Source organism: Nostoc sp. DSM 114160 (assembly GCF_053470305.1).
Window position 1 is genome coordinate 1,388,773 of record NZ_JBPFGO010000001.1, and the last position, 17,275, is coordinate 1,406,047.

General features: G+C 43.5%; 26 protein-coding genes and 3 pseudogenes. 3 read left to right on the top strand and 26 right to left on the bottom strand.

The window, feature by feature from the left end:
* Positions 1-21 precede the first annotated feature (21 nt).
* Positions 22-504 carry a hypothetical protein gene (locus NSTCB13_RS06565; protein ID WP_448269082.1) on the bottom strand — a complete coding sequence of 161 codons (483 nt, stop codon included), beginning with the start codon at positions 502-504 and terminating at the stop codon, positions 22-24.
* Between the two features lie 298 nt (positions 505-802).
* Between NSTCB13_RS06565 and NSTCB13_RS06570 the strand changes: the two genes are divergently transcribed.
* A complete protein-coding gene (locus NSTCB13_RS06570) occupies positions 803-1,390 on the top strand; it encodes a hypothetical protein (protein WP_448271750.1) in 588 nt (195 codons plus the stop codon).
* Positions 1,305-1,625 carry a DUF6745 domain-containing protein gene (locus tag NSTCB13_RS06575; protein ID WP_448271751.1) on the top strand — a complete coding sequence of 107 codons (321 nt, stop codon included), beginning with the start codon at positions 1,305-1,307 and terminating at the stop codon, positions 1,623-1,625. The genes NSTCB13_RS06570 and NSTCB13_RS06575 overlap by 86 nt, the downstream gene beginning before the upstream one ends.
* A gap of 342 nt (positions 1,626-1,967) precedes the next feature.
* Here the strand turns inward: NSTCB13_RS06575 and NSTCB13_RS06580 are convergent.
* The 3 genes and pseudogenes from NSTCB13_RS06580 to NSTCB13_RS06590 all read right to left on the bottom strand — a co-directional run bounded on the left by NSTCB13_RS06580 (position 1,968) and on the right by NSTCB13_RS06590 (position 3,549).
* A pseudogene (locus NSTCB13_RS06580) lies at positions 1,968-2,783 on the bottom strand (IS5 family transposase).
* 242 nt (positions 2,784-3,025) lie between these two features.
* A complete protein-coding gene (locus NSTCB13_RS06585) occupies positions 3,026-3,190 on the bottom strand; it encodes a DUF29 family protein (protein ID WP_448269084.1) in 165 nt (54 codons plus the stop codon).
* Positions 3,187-3,549: a helix-turn-helix domain-containing protein gene (locus tag NSTCB13_RS06590; RefSeq protein ID WP_094328443.1), complete on the bottom strand. Its 363-nt coding sequence runs from the start codon at positions 3,547-3,549 to the stop codon at positions 3,187-3,189. Before NSTCB13_RS06590 ends, NSTCB13_RS06585 begins: the two co-directional genes overlap by 4 nt.
* Before the next feature lie 240 nt (positions 3,550-3,789).
* Between NSTCB13_RS06590 and NSTCB13_RS06595 the strand changes: the two genes are divergently transcribed.
* Complete coding sequence (locus NSTCB13_RS06595; protein WP_448269085.1) at positions 3,790-4,236, top strand: hypothetical protein; 447 nt, start codon at positions 3,790-3,792, stop codon at positions 4,234-4,236.
* 9 nt (positions 4,237-4,245) lie between these two features.
* On the opposite strand, the gene prfA is transcribed toward NSTCB13_RS06595, so the two are convergent.
* The 22 genes and pseudogenes from prfA to rplN form a co-directional block, all read right to left on the bottom strand.
* Complete coding sequence (gene prfA / locus NSTCB13_RS06600; RefSeq protein WP_448269086.1) at positions 4,246-5,343, bottom strand: peptide chain release factor 1; 1,098 nt, start codon at positions 5,341-5,343, stop codon at positions 4,246-4,248.
* A 128-nt stretch (positions 5,344-5,471) separates the two neighbouring features.
* A complete protein-coding gene (rpmE, locus tag NSTCB13_RS06605; protein ID WP_109011936.1) occupies positions 5,472-5,714 on the bottom strand; it encodes a 50S ribosomal protein L31 in 243 nt (80 codons plus the stop codon).
* 147 nt (positions 5,715-5,861) lie between these two features.
* Positions 5,862-6,278 (bottom strand): 30S ribosomal protein S9, encoded by a 417-nt coding sequence (gene rpsI, locus NSTCB13_RS06610; RefSeq protein WP_190935522.1) that lies wholly within the window; start codon positions 6,276-6,278, stop codon positions 5,862-5,864.
* Positions 6,278-6,733, bottom strand: coding sequence for a 50S ribosomal protein L13 (rplM, locus tag NSTCB13_RS06615; RefSeq protein ID WP_322672303.1), 456 nt, complete (start codon positions 6,731-6,733; stop codon positions 6,278-6,280). The genes rpsI and rplM overlap by 1 nt, the downstream gene beginning before the upstream one ends.
* Positions 6,734-6,911: 178 nt before the next feature.
* Positions 6,912-7,760, bottom strand: a complete 849-nt coding sequence (gene truA / locus NSTCB13_RS06620; protein ID WP_114081991.1) for a tRNA pseudouridine(38-40) synthase TruA — start codon at positions 7,758-7,760, stop codon at positions 6,912-6,914.
* Between the two features lie 147 nt (positions 7,761-7,907).
* The gene (rplQ, locus tag NSTCB13_RS06625; protein ID WP_445628854.1) at positions 7,908-8,258 is read right to left on the bottom strand and encodes a 50S ribosomal protein L17; all 351 of its coding nucleotides are present in this window, start codon (positions 8,256-8,258) and stop codon (positions 7,908-7,910) included.
* A gap of 32 nt (positions 8,259-8,290) precedes the next feature.
* Positions 8,291-9,239 (bottom strand): annotated as a pseudogene (locus NSTCB13_RS06630) (DNA-directed RNA polymerase subunit alpha).
* The gene (locus NSTCB13_RS06635; RefSeq protein ID WP_292725304.1) at positions 9,220-9,354 is read right to left on the bottom strand and encodes a hypothetical protein; all 135 of its coding nucleotides are present in this window, start codon (positions 9,352-9,354) and stop codon (positions 9,220-9,222) included. The pseudogene NSTCB13_RS06630 and the gene NSTCB13_RS06635 overlap by 20 nt, the downstream one beginning before the upstream one ends.
* Before the next feature lie 278 nt (positions 9,355-9,632).
* Positions 9,633-10,028, bottom strand: coding sequence for a 30S ribosomal protein S11 (rpsK, locus tag NSTCB13_RS06640; protein WP_069070761.1), 396 nt, complete (start codon positions 10,026-10,028; stop codon positions 9,633-9,635).
* Positions 10,029-10,082: 54 nt separating this feature from the next.
* Complete coding sequence (gene rpsM, locus NSTCB13_RS06645; RefSeq protein WP_104906411.1) at positions 10,083-10,463, bottom strand: 30S ribosomal protein S13; 381 nt, start codon at positions 10,461-10,463, stop codon at positions 10,083-10,085.
* A gap of 115 nt (positions 10,464-10,578) precedes the next feature.
* Positions 10,579-10,692 (bottom strand): 50S ribosomal protein L36, encoded by a 114-nt coding sequence (gene rpmJ, locus NSTCB13_RS06650; RefSeq protein WP_015129703.1) that lies wholly within the window; start codon positions 10,690-10,692, stop codon positions 10,579-10,581.
* A 118-nt stretch (positions 10,693-10,810) separates the two neighbouring features.
* On the bottom strand, positions 10,811-11,035 hold the full coding sequence (gene infA, locus NSTCB13_RS06655) for a translation initiation factor IF-1 (RefSeq protein ID WP_006276978.1): 225 nt from the start codon (positions 11,033-11,035) through the stop codon (positions 10,811-10,813).
* A gap of 275 nt (positions 11,036-11,310) precedes the next feature.
* On the bottom strand, positions 11,311-11,865 hold the full coding sequence (locus tag NSTCB13_RS06660; protein WP_445628855.1) for an adenylate kinase: 555 nt from the start codon (positions 11,863-11,865) through the stop codon (positions 11,311-11,313).
* A gap of 2 nt (positions 11,866-11,867) precedes the next feature.
* Positions 11,868-13,179, bottom strand: a pseudogene (gene secY, locus NSTCB13_RS06665) (preprotein translocase subunit SecY).
* Between the two features lie 74 nt (positions 13,180-13,253).
* Entirely contained in the window at positions 13,254-13,697 is a 444-nt protein-coding gene (gene rplO, locus NSTCB13_RS06670) for a 50S ribosomal protein L15 (protein ID WP_322731372.1), read from the bottom strand.
* Between the two features lie 100 nt (positions 13,698-13,797).
* On the bottom strand, positions 13,798-14,325 hold the full coding sequence (gene rpsE / locus NSTCB13_RS06675) for a 30S ribosomal protein S5 (RefSeq protein ID WP_322679498.1): 528 nt from the start codon (positions 14,323-14,325) through the stop codon (positions 13,798-13,800).
* A gap of 117 nt (positions 14,326-14,442) precedes the next feature.
* A complete protein-coding gene (gene rplR, locus NSTCB13_RS06680) occupies positions 14,443-14,805 on the bottom strand; it encodes a 50S ribosomal protein L18 (RefSeq protein WP_445628856.1) in 363 nt (120 codons plus the stop codon).
* A gap of 2 nt (positions 14,806-14,807) precedes the next feature.
* Complete coding sequence (rplF, locus tag NSTCB13_RS06685) at positions 14,808-15,356, bottom strand: 50S ribosomal protein L6 (protein ID WP_322738048.1); 549 nt, start codon at positions 15,354-15,356, stop codon at positions 14,808-14,810.
* Positions 15,357-15,442: 86 nt separating this feature from the next.
* A complete protein-coding gene (gene rpsH / locus NSTCB13_RS06690) occupies positions 15,443-15,844 on the bottom strand; it encodes a 30S ribosomal protein S8 (protein WP_094349096.1) in 402 nt (133 codons plus the stop codon).
* A gap of 20 nt (positions 15,845-15,864) precedes the next feature.
* A complete protein-coding gene (gene rplE, locus NSTCB13_RS06695) occupies positions 15,865-16,413 on the bottom strand; it encodes a 50S ribosomal protein L5 (RefSeq protein WP_448271752.1) in 549 nt (182 codons plus the stop codon).
* A 125-nt stretch (positions 16,414-16,538) separates the two neighbouring features.
* Entirely contained in the window at positions 16,539-16,892 is a 354-nt protein-coding gene (gene rplX / locus NSTCB13_RS06700; RefSeq protein ID WP_292729115.1) for a 50S ribosomal protein L24, read from the bottom strand.
* Complete coding sequence (gene rplN, locus NSTCB13_RS06705) at positions 16,892-17,260, bottom strand: 50S ribosomal protein L14 (protein WP_099101129.1); 369 nt, start codon at positions 17,258-17,260, stop codon at positions 16,892-16,894. The genes rplX and rplN overlap by 1 nt, the downstream gene beginning before the upstream one ends.
* Positions 17,261-17,275: the final 15 nt, after the last annotated feature.

Sequence of the window (17,275 nt, forward strand, 5' to 3'; positions counted from 1 at the left end):
TGCTGTTCATCTGTTACTTTGTTATTCACAACCATCTCGGACTTTCAGTAATTGCTCTTTTGCCATCCCTAATATACGTGAAAGAGGCGCTAATAAACTATCATCAAATGCTTCTCCGGCATAAATATTATTCAGTTCTGTAGGAGATAATTTAAAGGTGTCGCAGAATTTCGTAAACTCCTGGTTACTCAAATCAAGCTCTTTTTGCCTATCTTGAAGTAAAACTGCGATCGCTCTAGTTCCATACTTTGGACGTTCACTAGTTTTCACATATTTTTCCATTAAAAAATTGACTTTTCTGGTATCCCCACCGATTTTTTTAATTAAATCAGTACAAGCCATTTTCAGCGCTTTCTTTAAAACTTCTTCTTCATTTAAAATTTTAATAATTTCACTGGCATATTCTGGTTTAAAAAATCCCACCAAATTACCTTGATGATAAACTGGGATATAAGGATTATTGGTTTCAAGTTGCCAATCTAAAGGCTCATTGCGTAGCGACATAGCTGCACCCCCTAAATATTTTAAGATTGCACCATTTTAAAACCATTTATTCCTTAACTGCCAGTGGTGATATTGGGAGCATCTTACTTTTGTAAAAATACCATAGGCGATTAGAAATCGCAGCTATACAGACAAAACTCATCTCCGTGAGTTTCAACTTCCTGAAGTCCGCACAGTCGGACTTAGTTTGTATAGCTGTTATGTATTTCTACCAGAACCTCGAACTCAGCCAAAATTAGCGATCGCCTCGCTCATTACCAAGGTTCCAAGCGATTGTGTTCTACAAAAATAATTATCGATGATTACAAAACTGACATCTCAACAAGAAGAATCCATCGTATCTTATCAGCAAAAATGGAGAGCGATTAATTTATCTACAGAGCGTATAAATCGCAATAGAGTATTGGCTGTACTAGAAGATGTATACAATTTTTATCCTGAAAGTTTTACAATGCCTGAAATCACTTTTTTTGAGAGTCCGTATGCTGCTTTTAGTGCTGAGTTAAGACTTGCAACAGCTAACTTCAACGGTCTTAGTGATGATGAAATTATTAATCAGGTAGCAAGCTTACAAACTATTTGTGGCGAAGGTCAACCAAGAACTGATTTATGGTGGGATTTACATACGGAATTATATCCAAGCGGACTGAATCCTCAAATCAGTCTAGAAATTTGGAAAGTTTTAGATGAAAATCTTACGGATAAAGTAGGTAGTATAATTCACACGCAATTATGGAATGTTCTATGGGATTGGCTTTGCGAAAGCTTAAGTAATGAGTTGAAAGACTGTCCTGACGCTTTTGGTCGTTTTTACGATAACTTTATTTATCCTGATTCGGAATGGGCAAGCTACGCTGGGGGGACTATTCGACTATTGCATCAATGAACTAGATTGCCAGCATAACCAGGAGCAATGGCAGGTTTACAAAGATTTATGTACTGAGTGTGGTTGGTGGTTTATACCAATGCCTATACATTACATAATTTGTGATAGACCTACAAAATTACTGCTTGATAATTACGGCAAACTCCATGCTGATGGAGAAACTGCAATTCAGTTTGCTGATGGTTTCGGTTTATACGCTCATCACGGTAAAGTTGATTCAATTTGTTTTCCCTAAAGTTTATTTACTCTGTCTTGTTGTCAAAGGTCAGACTCAAACACAACGAACTAAGCATCTCGTTGTCAAGAAATTGTCAAAATCAACACCAATAAACAAAAAGCAGCGTAAATTTTCTTAGGCTTTAAGAATTTAACTCAGTTTGTAAAATAACTGGGGTAATTTATGATGTCTAGTTTTTTATTCACCCAAAATTTACGCTAACACTTAATTTTTTGTCCAAAGTCCAATAATAATCGGGAGAACAATATTGAGTTTCGCAATGTTCCTTTTCCAAACTGAGGAAGTTTAACTAAGTAGGTGTGTGCAATTAACTTTTAGAGCTGATTCGTAAACAAAAGCTTAAGATACCATTCGCTTAATCATCAGACGAATCAATGAACCATAAATCATAGCTTCACTTAACTCTGTGTACAACTCGTAATCCTTGCTCAAACGCCGAAATCGATTCAGCCAACCGAATGTGCGTTCTACAATCCATCGTTTCGGTAATCGCTCAAATGCTTTCGAGTGCCGTTGAATTACCTCAACACGAACCTGTTCGCCGCAAACTTGCCTGACCGCTTGAGCAAAGTTTTCTCCCGAATAGCCTTGATCTACCCAAACAACTTCCAATTTAGACAACTCTACAGCCGCTTCATCCAGTACAACCACTGCACCCAAACGTTCTGAGGCATTCGCCTCGGTCACTAACACACCGATTAACAACCCTTGAGAATCCACGACTATATGGCGTTTACGCCCTTTAACCTTCTTACCACCATCAAAGCCGTAGACCTCCCTTTTTTTTCCGTGGTCTTCACTAATTGAGAATCTGCGATCGCTACAGTAGAGTGTTCATCTCGTCCTAAATCTTGACGAAGTTGATGGCGTACAAGGCCCGTGAATTTTCTGCCAGATGCCTTTGCGTTGCCATTTCTGAAAGTAGCCGTACACAGTGGTGTAAGGAGGAAGGTCATGAGGCAACATTTCCCACTGACATCCAGTACGTTGCACGTAGAAAATTGCATTAAGAATCTCTCGTAAATCTACTTCTATAGGATGCCCAAATCCTTTAGGGCTTGGTAGAAGAGGCTTGAGAATTAACCATTCGCTATCGCTTAAATCACTGGGATAGGGTTTGCGGTGTGGATTTTCTATCGCTGGTAGACGGCTCATCGACAACAACATCAATGTTATTGATTTAGCCTATAACCTGAATACACTGGGGCTTTGTTCTCTTTAGATTTTCTTTACGAATCAGCTCTTAGTAGCTTTTCAATCACTACAAGTTTTCATGTCAATCTATTCATATATTTAATTCAGCCCACTTACTTACTTACAAATATTGGGCATCATCTCTTAGAAAGAGGGATAACGTGTCTCCAAGTAACAAATGAGCGTAAGAAAAATGGTAGTAATTATCCTTCCCAGTCTTGACGAGTATCGCACAGAAAATTGTCTGCGATCGCATCATCAAATAAATAGGGGCAATGCTCTGGAAAAGTTCGTAATGCTAAGTTAGTTTCTCTTAGGCACAAATTAACACCCGCTTCAAAACCATCTAGCAAGACTTCTTCTATCAACTAGCTTTTGCTTCATCCCCGGATGCTTCAGCTACAGCCGCCAATCTCTCCGCCGCAGCTTGGACGATCTGAGCCACTTGAGCTAAAGGCATATGCTGGATTTGTCTAAGAATCAGACTCAAATCTGAGGTTTCTGGAATTGGCTTGCCATCAATGCAACTGATTAACTCTTCCATTGTGTAACCTGCTTTCGATGCGATTCGAGCCAAATTTTCTGTATCTGGAACCTTCACACCTTTTTCCCACATCTGAACAGCAGTAGCAGATACCCCCAAAAGCTTACCAAATGCTCGCTGACTCATTGAACCGCGAGCTAGTTTAATGATTTCAATCAGTTTTTGTTTGCTTTCGATCTTCACTGCTTATATAGCTAGCCAACTGTATTTACAAGTTTACTTTCAATATTACAAGTTTACTTTTATATTGACAGCCTTGTGTTTTAGTACTAAACTATATCTTTGGTTGTAAAACGGCAACTACAGGCATCAAGCTAGTAGACTAACCCATCTATCTTTAACCAACCCAAAAAACTTAGTTTGCTACGGCGGTTGTGCTAGTAGCTAGACTTTGCTGCGAAGAAATAATATCGAAGGTGCATCATGTTTCGCAAGCCACGCAAAATTAACCAATATCGCCGCAAAGGTAGAAACCTTATAGCCACTAATAAAATTAAACCAGAACAGTGGAACATTTCTGAGGCAGAAACCAAAGAAGCTTTAAAAGTTAAAGGCTACGATGTTAAGCAAATCAAAAAAATCCACCTTCTGAAACATCAAGTGTGTATTTCTTACTGGGATACAAAAGGCAATATATGCAGCAGCTTTTTTAGCTACCGGATTTTTGCACGTTGGCAAGAAGAAGTGGAAAAGCTAATTTATACCTGCCAAACCCTAAAAGAATGGGCAAAGTTAAATTACCTTATGAAGTACGAATTTGCTTATTACCATTATCCCAGTGAAATAGAAGATGCACTCCACGCAATATTAGAAAACCACCTGCTTGTGTTAAAAGCAACAGTACAAGTAGTGGTTTTACAGAATATTTAACAACAAAAATTAGTTAGCGGCAGAAGTCGCTAACTCTGCGAGACGTTCTTGCTGGTCTAGAGATATACAAGATTGGATCAGCGTCTCTAAATCACCATCCAAAACAGGGGTAAGAGAATAATTCTGACCTAACCGATGATCGGTAGCGCGGTTATCTTTATAATTGTAAGTGCGAATTTTTTCCGATCGCGATCCAGTACCAACCTGCGATCGCCGCATGGAAGTTACAGCTTCTTGTTGTTCGCTTAACTTGATTTCATACAACTTCGCCCGCAGAATTTGCATCGCCCGTTCTTTGTTTTGCAACTGGCTGCGTTCTTCTGTACAGAAAATGCGTATTCCCGTTGGTTTGTGCATCAAGTCAACGGCTGTTTCCACCTTGTTGACGTTTTGTCCACCAGCACCACCAGAACGGGCTGTAGTCATTTCAATATCTTTCGGGTCAATGTGAATTTCCACATCATCCACCTCTGGCATAATTGCTACGGTAGCTGTGGAAGTATGAACCCGTCCCCCAGATTCAGTTGCCGGCACGCGCTGCACGCGATGCACACCAGCTTCAAATTTTAGCTGGCTGTAAACGTTATTACCTTTTATTTCGAGAATGACTTCTTTCCAGCCACCCATTTCTCCACGAGATTCGCTCACTAGAGAAACTTTCCAACCTTGAGTCTGGGCATAACGGGTGTACATCTGCATCAAATCGCCAGCCCAAATACTTGCTTCATCGCCACCAGTACCAGCGCGAATTTCCAACATGATATTCTTTTCATCATTGGGGTCGCGTGGTAGCAGTAAGACTTTCAAGCGAGACTCTAAATGTTCTATTTTTTCTTCAAGTTCTTTTACTTCCAGTGCCGCCATTTCTTGCAACTCTGGGTCACTTGCAGATTCTTTGTAAACCTGACGCGCTCCGATTAAGTCTTCTTGGGCTGTTTTCCAAATCTCATAAGTATTAACTACCTCTTCCAAAGAAGAACGAGACTTAGCAATTTCTTGATACTCATCAGGATTGCTAGCGGTATCGGGGTCGCCAAGACGACGTGTTAATTCATTAAAAGTTTGTTCAACGGATTTTAGTTTGTCCAGTAAGTATGATTCAGCCATGACGATTGCGTTCACGAAGTGTGTGCGGAGCGCATTCGCTCCTTAAAAAAATAACAAATTGGCTCGAGCATATAAATGAAAATCGACCCAGCTGATGCAGGGCCGTCGTTAACAGCAGAGCCAACCCGCTACTTTTTGTTTTGATCGTCGCCAGATGTTTGAGTGCTGCTCATACCGTACTTGCGGAGGAAGCGCTCTACTCTACCCTCAGTGTCAATAATCTTCTGAGTGCCGGTGTAAAATGGGTGATTTCCAGACCAAACATCTACATGCAATTCTGGCTTGGTAGAGCCAATGGTCATAACGACTTGACCGTTGCAGTAAACTTTAGCATCTGGATACCACTTGGGGTGAATATCAGCTTTAGCCATTGTTCCTTTTGTGATGAATCTATATCAATTATAACTTTCAGGTTTCAATTGGAGCTAGGAGAAGGGAGAAGGGAACAGGTTACAGGTAACAGAAAACGATCGCCTGTCCCCTGTAACCTATTACCTTCTTCACCAATGCCCAATTCCCTAACGCTTAGAGTACTGAGGCGCTTTCCGAGCTTTATGTAAACCATATTTCTTCCGTTCTTTTGCTCTGGGATCGCGAGTCAAGTAACCTTCGGTTTTCAAAGGTGGGCGGTTGTCTGGGTCAAGTTGACACAAAGCACGAGCAACTCCCAAACGAACAGAATCAGCCTGTCCGGTCAAGCCGCCGCCTTCTGCTTTTACCAAAATGTCATATTCGTTTTCTAATCCTAGAGTTTCCAGGGGTGCTTTAATCACTCCCAGGTAGTTGGGGTTGAATTGGAAATACAAATTTCCATCTTTACCGTTCACAATCAGTTGACCGGTGCCTGGAACCAAGCGTACCCGTGCTACTGCGTTCTTACGACGGCCAGTACCCCAGTATACGGCGCGACCGCTATTAGCATCTGCTACTACCATTAATTTTCTTCTCCAGGAATTGTACTAACTTTTAGTTCTTTAGGTTTTTGAGCATCATGAGGATGCGTAGGCCCAGCGTAAACTTTCAGCTTGGTGAACAACTGCTTACCAAGACTATTTTTAGGTAGCATACCTTTAACAGCTTGTTCTAAAATTCGCTCTGGTATGCGCTCTTGCAGTTTAGCGAAAGTTTCGGTTTTCATCCCACCAGGGCGACCAGAATGGCGGCGATAAAGCTTTTGAGTGCGCTTTTTGCCTGTAACTGCTACTTTCTCGGCATTGATAACGATTACGAAGTCACCTGTATCTAGATGAGGCGTATATTCGGGTTTCTTTTTGCCTCTCAATACCTGGGCGATTTCGCTGGCGAGGCGACCGAGGCGTTTATCGGTGGCATCTACTATGTACCACTCACGCTCAAGGGTTGCTTGAGAAGGAAGGTATGTTTTAACTATTGTCATTTGTCATTTGTCCTTTGTCATTTTTGAGCCAGTGCGGTCTTGGGGGTTTCCCCCATGAGCAACTGGCGAACCCGGAGGGTAATTTGTCATTAGTCATTTGTCTTTTGTCATTTGTCAGTTGTCCTTTGTTATTCACTAATGACCTTTGTACAGACAAGGGTTAATCGCGTCTCTACTGACCAATGACTAATGACTCTTGACTAGTGACGAACTTTGGTAAGGTGTCGTACCAAATCTCTTTTGGAAAGGGAAAATCGGGATAGCCGACTCGCAACAAACACAAGCCTTGAGGCGGTGCGGCATATTTCACTTCTTCCCGACGTTCTTCTTTCCAGAGTTCCGTGAAGCTAGAAAGTGTTCGTTGTCCAGAACCTACTTCTACCAGCATCCCTACCAACAGCCGTACCATGCCATACAAAAATCCATCTGCCTGTATTTCAATATGGATAAATGGCCCACTGCGACGACACTCTGCTGCTTGCACCTCTACCCAGGAATGCGATCGCTTTGAGCCTGCACGGTGGAAAGCAGCTAAGTGATGCTTTCCCAAGAGAGGTTTCAAGGCAGCTTGGATTAAAGATTCATCTAGGGGTGCATAATAATAATGCCAACTGAAGGGTCTTACAAACAAGTTAAGTCGATCTTCAGTATATATTGTGTAGCGATACCGTCGATAGGCTGCACTAAAGCGAGCGTGCCAACGGTTATCGACACTAGCTGAAGCCCTGATTAATATATCTGGCGGCAGATAGCTATTTAGGATTGTTGCCCACTTGTGAGGCGGAATAAAACCTGTAGCTTCAAAATGGGCTACTTGAGCAGCAGCGTGAACTCCTGAATCGGTTCGCCCAGCCCCATGTAGTGTTACATGATGCCCAAGAATAGTCGCGATCGCAATTTCAATCTCTTCTTGGACTGTCCGGTGTTGTTTTTGCCTTTGCCAGCCATGAAAATGAGTGCCCAGGTATTGAATTACCAAGGCTACTCGATGAGTTTGTGTAGGCTGGTGGCTTTCTAACATACAGATTTTGTCCTTTGTCATTTGTCCTTCGTCATTTGTCCTACCCTTCGGGAAGCCGCCCTCCGGGCGTCTATGTCACTTGTCCTTTGTTATTCACTAATGACCAATGACTAATGACTAATGACTAATAACCAATGACTAAATGACTTAAACCAATTCAATTATTGCCATTTTTGCATTATCGCCCCGACGCGGTACGGTATGCTGGATGCGCGTATAACCGCCCTGGCGATCGCCATATCGAGTAGGAGCTTGCTCAAATAGAGCATGAACTAGTTGTTTGTCGAAGATATAGCCAAAAGCTTCCCGACGTGCTGCCAAGGAGCCATTTTTGGCTAGGGTAATCATTTTTTCCACTTCACTTCTGAGAACTTTCGCTCTAATTAAAGTGGTGGTAATCTTACCATGACGGATCAACTCGGTGGTGAGCGATCGCAGTAAAGCACGACGTTGATCGGCTGGTTTACTGAGTTTTTTGACGCGACAACGGTGACGCATAATTATGCACTATGAATTATGAACGGTTTTTCTTAAGGGTGTTTCGAGCCTCTTTCCATTGGCAAGGTGATGCCCAAGCGTCGCTGCAAAGCTTCCACGACTTCTTCTGCTGACTTCTGCCCAAAGTTCTTAATTTCTAAGAGGTCTTCTTGGGTATAATCCAACAAATCTGCCACAGAGTTAACTTGTGCCCGTTTGAGACAGTTATATGCCCGCACAGAAAGTTGCAACTCTTCGATGGGTATCTGGGCAGTTGGGGTCGTCTGGAATATCCGAACCTGTGTCTGTTGGTTCTAGGGAGATGTCCTTCAACGGGTTGAATAAATCTACCAAGATCGCAGCAGCCGAAGATAGTGCTTCTTGAGGGGAAACACTGCCATTTGTCCAAACTTCCAACAGTAGTCGGTCTTTTGGAATCAAGCCTTCCCCACGAGATTCTTCAACACTGTAGTTGACTTTTCGCACTGGCATAAATATCGAGTCGATTTGCAGAAAATCCAACGACGTGGCTTCCTCACGTCCTCGCTCTACAGTGCGATAGCCTTTGCCTTTCTCGATCCGAAATTCCATTTCCAGCTTTCCACCCTCAGCAATGGTGGCTACATACTGAGTCTGATCGATGACTTCTACTTCACTGGGCAAATCAAAATGTGCCGCAGTGATTGTTGCTGGGCCGCTAACAAGTAATCTACCAATCTGGGGCTGCGAAGAATAGTTTTTCAGGATAACTTCCTTCATTCTCATGAGGATTTCCAGCACATCTTCCCGCACGCCCGGAACTGTGGCGAATTCATGTGAAACGCCTGCAATCCGCACTGCTGTAACTGCTGTACCTTCTAAATTAGACAGTAAAACCCGCCGCAGTGCGTTGCCAACAGTTGTTCCTTGACCGCGTTCTAGAGGTTCCAATACAAATTTACTGTAATGGTTCCGACTTTCTTCGGTATTCGACTCTACACATTCAATTTGAAACTGCGCCACGGATGAGCCTCCCTTTTTCTAAGGTGCTGCTAGCAGACAAATCAATTGCCTCCAGAATTGATTGCCAATTTTCGATTTTGGACTTTGGATTTTGGATTGTGCTTCTTTCGTTCATGCTCCACCTCTTATTGGCGGAACAAATCTTAAATCATCAACTTAAAATCCACGAGGCCCAGCACCCTTATAATCGGGTTCAATCTAAAATCGCAAACCTAAAATCCAAAATTGATTAATAATATTTTGGGTAGCCTGAAGTTTAGCAACTTTCCCGACGAGAAAATCTGACACGCTTCTGGTCGCCCAAGCTTTAACTCAATGACAGTTTGAACGTTAGACGCTCAAGCGGTCATTGCTGGCTGTAACTTTTCGTCCTCACTGCCCAAGTTTTGGTATTTAAACTCGACGGCGCTTGGGTGGACGACAACCATTGTGAGGAATTGGGGTAATATCCCGAATCAGTGTAATTTCCAGTCCTGCTCCTTGGAGCGCTCGGATAGCGGTTTCTCTACCTGCTCCTGGCCCACTTACCATTACCTCAATTTGGCGCATTCCTTGATCGATAGCTCGGCGAGCTGCACTTTCAGCTGCGGTTTGCGCTGCAAAGGGAGTTCCCTTTTTTGCTCCCTTAAAACCGCTAGAACCAGCGCTAGCCCAGGAGATGACATCTCCATTTTGATCGGTAATGGTGACAATGCTATTGTTGAAAGTAGACTGGATGTAGGCCATTCCACTGGGTACATTCCGTTTCTGCTTCTTGCTCCCGGTTTTTTTAGTTGGTTGTCTCGCCATACTTGTTTAGTTGATTTAAGGTAAAACTTGCTCGGATTAGCAAGCGTTGCAAAATTATTTCCCTGGAGCCTTCTTCTTCCCTGCCACTGTCTGCCTTCTGCCTCTACGGGTTCTGGCATTGGTGCGAGTTCTTTGGCCTCTGACTGGTAAGCCCATGCGATGACGACGACCTCTGTAGGTACCAATGTCAACTAAGCGCTTGATGTTCAAAGACTCCAAGCGCCGCAAGTCGCCTTCAACTTGATAGTTGGTTTCTATTTCCCCTCGTAGGGCTGTTACATCGGCATCACTTAAGTCCTTAACGCGAGTATCTGGGTTCACACCAGTAGCCGCTATAATTTCTTGAGAGCGTGATAATCCAATTCCGTAGATGTAAGTTAGACCGATCTCGACGCGCTTATCGCGTGGAAGGTCTACTCCGGCAATACGTGCCACAATGAACTCTCCCTATTGTTGTCGCAATTACTGTTGGTTGGAAAAACGTGATTAATCGCGTCTTTTCGTTTTAATGATGATATGCGTCCTGCAACTAGCTCTGTTGGTAAGAGCGTTATCCTTGACGTTGTTTGTGCTTGGGGTTCACGCAAATCACCATAACGCGACCACGACGTTTGATCACGTTACATTTTTCACAAATTTTCTTGACTGAGGCTCTAACTTTCATGCCTTTTATTTTTTGACTCCAAATATAAAATTATAGCATTTCTAGGGAAATTAATCCAGTTAAATGACTAATAAACAGTCAAAAAAATGGTTTTATGGTAAAATTCTCTACATAATAGTTACTTTTTGCGTAGTCGATAGGTAATTCTGCCTTTGGTCAAGTCGTAGGGAGTTAACTCCACCTTGACGCGATCGCCGGGCAAAATCTTGATATAATTTCGACGAATCTTGCCGGAAATGTGTGCCAGCACGTTAAAGCCATTGTCCAAGTCAACGCGAAACATCGCATTGGGCAAGGACTCTGTAACCGTGCCTTCCATTTCAATCAAATCTTGCTTAGACAATTTGTTTTTTCCTCAACTCAACAATTTCGTGTTCAGTTGCAGCGCTTCATCTGCAAAGAAACACATTTTAAGAAATATATCAACACTTTATTAATATATCTTAGCTAAAATTGATCTTTTTTTTGGTATGGTGCATTGGGCGTTAGGAGTGCTGTTAGCGATAGCTCGGCGTTTAGCCCGTGCTGTTAGCGTCAGAGGGGCGTTGAGCCAGTGCTGAGTTAAGAGTTACGAGTTAGTATTATCTCCCCATCTTCCTCATGCCCTGCCCCTCTTTTTCAAGAAGCGATTACCTTTTGTAGTTCACCAGTGACATCTTCTTGGGACTGGTTGCCATTGACTGTTAGGAGTTTTTTGCGATCGCCGTAATAATTAATTAAAGGTGCAGTTTCCGCGCGGTACACTTCTAAACGACGACGAATCACCTCTTCGGTATCATCTTTTCGTCCTCTAGCGAGCAAACGTGCAATTACAATTTCATCTGGTGCATCTAAATTGACTACCTTTTCGCCACCTTGATGTATTGCTTCCAGTAACTTCTCCAGAAAAGCTGCTTGGGTAACTTTTCGGGGAAAGCCATCCAGAATCCAACCATTTTTGGCATCTGGTCGATCGAGGCGCTCCTGTACCAAGTCCTGCACTAGCTGGTCGGGTACCAACTCGCCACTATCAACATAGCTTTGAGCTTTGATTCCTAAAGGAGTTTGCTCTTTCATGGCTTGTCTTAATATTTCACCTGTAGAAATATGGGGAATATTCAAGTGTTCAGCCAAAGTTTGAGCTTGTGTTCCTTTACCCGCTCCAGGTGGCCCCAAGAAGATTAATCGCGTCACTATTATTTCACCATTCCTTCATAGCGCTGAGAGATGACATAAGTTTGGACTTGTTTGGCTGTCTCAATTGCCACACCAACTAAAATTAACAACGAGGTTGCACCTATTCCCCGGAAAGTTTTTACATTTAAAGCGCTTTCTACGGCTGTGGGGATAATGGCAACAAAGCCCAAAAAGATCGCACCCAAAAAAGTTAGTCGGTTGGATACGCGTTCGATATACTCGCTAGTTGTTTTGCCTGGACGAATTCCAGGAATACTAGAACCCATTTTCTTCAAGTTCTGGGCTACATCTACCGGGTTGAGAATCAACGAAGAATAGAAGTAGCTGAAGAAAACAATGGAAATCATGTAGACCAAGGCATAGACCCAGGAGCTAGAACCGCTTGGACTCAAATAAGTGTTAACTATATTCGCCAAATCAGCATTTTTAGTAAAATTGGCGATTAGCAGTGGCAAACTGAGGATGGCAGCAGCAAAAATAATTGGCATCACGCCGCCTTGATTTAGTCGCAGTGGCAGATAACTACGCTGCTCTGCCAAAACTCGGCGACCCTACTTGGCGACGAGCCGAAATAATTGGGATGCGGCGCATTCCTTCCTGCACAATCACAATACCAACAATTGTTGCCAGGAAAACTAAGATCAGCACGATCACCCGACCGACTGCTTCCCGACCGCCTACTTGCACCAAGTCGATGGTATCGCCTAAAGCTTTTGGTAATGATGCCACAATGTTGACAAAAATCAACAATGATGCTCCGTTCCCAATACCCCGTTCTGTAATTAGTTCTGATGCCCACATAACGAACATTGAACCAGCAGTCAGAGCGATCGCCGTTTCAGCAACAAATATAGGCCCTGGCTTTAAGGCAAATTGCTGAAGGAATAATGCCGAAAAAGCTGTACTTTGAAGAATTGCCCAACCTACAGTTACATAGCGAGTAATTTGCGATATTTTTCGCCGACCAGCTTCCCCTTCATTTTTCTGTAAATTTTCTAAAGATGGAATCGCCGCGGTGAGCAATTGGATGATAATAGACGCATTAATGAAGGGCAAAATTCCTAAAGCAAAGACTCCCAAAGTCGAAAGTCCTCGCCCAGAAAATATATCCAATAAGCCGAATATGGAATTACTGCCCGATATAGCTTCGGCAAATCTCGGTCTATCAATCCCTGGTACGGGTAAGAAGATACCCAGGCGAACCAAAATTAAAATACCGACGGTGACAAGCAGCCTACCTCTGAGACCAGCTGCCTGTGCCATCTGCATAAAAGTTTCTTGAGCCGTTGGGGCTTTATCTCGACTGATCATAGAGTGCTACCTTTATAGTGAACCAAGCACTGGCAGCGAGTTGGCTTGCATTTAAGTGTGCTGTTCCGGCTCACTCATAAGACTTCACAACTACCACCAGCTGCCTCAATTTTGCTACGAGCTGAACCTGTGAAAGCTGCCGCTTGTACCTTGAGCGGAATGCTCAATTCCCCGTTACCTAAAATTTTCAATGGCCCTTTGACAGCAGTCAGGATACCTGCGGCTTTCAATGAGGTCAAAGTTACTTCCGTATTCGCGGGAAGGGAAGCTAGCTTCTCTACATTAATCGTAGTGTAAATCTTCTGATTAATAATCGGAAAGCCCTTCAGCTTCGGTAGGCGGCGGTACAATGGCTGTTGACCACCTTCAAAACCTGGTCGAGTCCCACTACCAGAACGAGATTTTTGACCCCGCATACCTAGACCGGCACTAGCACCTTGACCAGCAGAAATACCTCTGGCTACACGGCGCTTGCGTTTCTTTGAGCCTTTTTGCGGCTTAACATCATGGAGTCTCATAAGCTAAAAATGTCATTTGTCATTTGTCGTTTGTCATTTGTCTGGTGTCGTTTGTCGTTTGTTGAGAACAAAGGACTAGTGACTATGGACAAATGACTAGTTAGATGTAGAGATTTTGAATAGGAATACCGCGATCTTCGGCGACTTCAGCAAGGGTACGCAGTGTAGATAAGGCATTAACTGCGGCTCTAGCATTATTGAGCGGATTGTTTGAGCCTAGTTGCTTGGCTAGGACGTTACGAACTCCGGCTAATTCCAACACAGTTCGCACAGCACCACCAGCAATTACCCCAGTACCAGGTGCAGCTGGACGCATCAGCACTTTTGCACCACCACCGACACCATCAATAGGATGGGGGATAGAGTTTGATTTGGTGATTGGGATATCAATGAGGTGTTTTTTGCCGTCGGCTACGCCTTTTTTAACGGCACCTATTACATCTGAAGCTTTGCCTACTCCAACTCCAACCTGACCGCGTTCGTTACCAACGACAACGATCGCTCGGAAGCTGAGTTTTTTACCACCTTTGACCACTTTACTCACGCGGCGGATTTGGATAACCCGCTCTTGCCAAGTGGTTTCTTCTTTTTTGGCACGCTTTGTTCTACTTTTACGCTCTGTTGCCATAATTTATGCCTCTTTTGTCATTAGTCATTAGTGATTAGTCATTAGTCATTAGCTCTTATACAAGGGAAGCCATTAGCTCTTATACAAGGGACAAAGGACAAATGACAAAGGACTAATTTAGAAATCTAAACCAGCTTCGCGTGCTGCATCAGCGAGCGCTTTGACACGACCATGATATAAGTTACCACCGCGATCGAAGACTACTTTGGTGATACCTTTTTCTAGCGATCGCACTGCAATCAACTTACCAACTTGTACCGATGCATCGCGGTTTGCACATGACGCTAAACTAGATTTCAACTCTGGTTCTAGAGTCGATGCGGCCACGATGGTTTGATGTTGAGTATCATCAATTACCTGGGCATAAATATGCTCATTAGAACGAAATACCGATAAACGCGGACGTTCTGGGGAGCCAACAACTTTGCCACGAACGCGTCGATGACGACGGTTTTTTGATTCTCTACGAGTAAGTTTCATTTCTACTTCTTACCACCCTTACCAGTCTTACCAGCTTTCCGTCTGACTACTTCACCGGCATAGCGGATGCCTTTACCTTTGTAAGGTTCTGGTGGACGAACAGCACGAATTTTGGCGGCTGTGTTACCGACGATTTCTTTGTCATAGCCACTAACAATGACGTTAGTGGTACCTTCTACGGCAAACTGAATTCCATCTGGTGGTTCAATTTGCACCTGATGGCTATAACCCATATTCAAAACTAGGTTACGCCCTTGAATTTGTGCCCTATAACCAACGCCTTGAATTTCCAAACGGCGCTGAAAACCTTGGGAAACTCCCTCGACCATGTTGGCAACTAAAGTACGGCTCAAGCCGTGCAATTGCTTCGATGTCCGAGTTTCATCCCGACGATTTACGTGTAATATTTCCCCCTCTTGAGAGAGTGAGACGTTATCTCTGAGAGTGCGAGAAAGCTCTCCTTTCGGGCCTTTCACCACAATATTCGTACCATCGATCGCCACTTGAACTTTGGCGGGAATAGTAATTGGACGTTTACCAATACGTGACATGACTTTTTGTCCTTTGTTATTTGTCCTTTGTCCTTTGTCCTTTGTCTTTCACTAATGACAAATGACCAATGACTAATGACCAATGACTACCAAACGTAACAAAGTACTTCGCCACCCAAGTTTTGACGCCGCGCTTCGCGGTCAGTCATAATGCCACTGGATGTAGAAATAATGGCAATGCCAATGCCGCCTAGTACCCTTGGTAATTCTTTTCGATTTGAATAAACACGCAAGCCAGGCTTACTAACCCGCTTTAAGGCGGTGATCAAAGGCTGACGGTTTTTTCCCTTGTATTTCAGAGAAATCACCAGATTGCGTTTTACTCCTTCTTCTGCTTCTTCGATTTCAGCAATAAAGCCTTCCTCCCGTAGCACTTTGGCAATGCTCCGGGTCAATTTTGTCGCTGGCACTTGTGTAGTTTGATGCCGCGCCAGGTTGGCATTGCGGATGCGCGTCAGCATATCTGCAATTGTGTCGTTAGCCGCCATCGTTCCCTCTATAGATGAACTTATTGATCGCGAAAGGGCATTCCTAATTCTTTAAGTAAGGCGCGTCCCTCTTCGTCGTTTTTTGCTGTGGTGATGATGGAAATATCCAGACCACGTACTTGATCGATGCTGTCGTATTCAACTTCTGGAAAAATTAGCTGTTCTCTCACACCCAAAGTATAGTTACCGCGTCCGTCAAAGCTTTTAGGGCTAACGCCGCGAAAATCTCTAATTCTGGGTAGCGACAGGCTAACTAGTCTGTCGAAAAAGGCATACATCCGTTCGGCTCTGAGAGTAACCATGATTCCCACAGGCATCCCTTGACGAATCTTAAAGCCAGCGATCGCCTTTTTCGCCCTTGTCACCACCGGTTTTTGACCAGCGATCGTTGAAATTTCGTTTATGGATGCTTCCAGCGACTTCGCATTTTGAGCTGCTTCACCCAAACCTCGGTTAATCGTAACCTTTACTAATTTCGGTACTTGATGAACGTTGGTATATTGAAACTGATTAATCAGTTTGGGGACGATTGTCTCTTGATATAAGGTTTTGAGTCTTGTTGTCGCCATAGTTTTTGTCCTGATATCCCTGGGCTTGGTCAGGGAACTTTTATTGTCCTTTGTTATTTGTCTTTTGTCTTTTGTTATTTGTCTTTTTACTAATAACTAATGACTAAATGACCAATGACTAATGACTATTTATCTAAAATTTCGCCAGTTTTCTTGAGTTTTCTCACCTTTTTGCCTTCTGAGGTAAAGGTGTAACCAACACGACTGGCAACGTTTTGCTTGGTGGAATAAAGCATTACGTTGGAGCTATGAATCGGGAATTCTTGGGTAATAATTCGCCCCGATTCCCCTTCTTGCTGGGGTTTGACGTGCTTGGTCTTGATGTTGACACCTTTGACGATAACTTTACTCAGTTGGGGAAGTGCTTGGATAATTTCACCAACTTTTCCTTTGTCTTTACCAGCAATCACTTGTACGGTGTCACCAGTTTTGACGTGCATTTTGTGGAATACTTTGGGAGTACCCTGTTTGGTTGCCATTAAAGCACCTCCGGAGCCAGAGAAACAATTTTGGTGAAGTTTTTATCGCGCAGTTCCCGTGCAACTGGGCCAAAAACCCGTGTGCCTCTGGGATTACCGTCTTTGTTGATGATTACAGCAGCGTTATCATCAAAGCGAATACTCATACCGCTATCGCGATTTACAGCTTTTCGAGTCCGAACAATTACTGCTTCCACCACATCAGACTTTTTAACAGCCATATTGGGTGTAGCATCTTTGACAACTGCAATAATTTTATCGCCAATAAAACCATAACGACGGTTGCCTCCGCCTAAGATGCGGATGCACATCAGTTTGCGGGCGCCGCTATTATCTGCGACATTCAGGTAAGTCTGGGGTTGAATCACAATTATTCTCCCTTG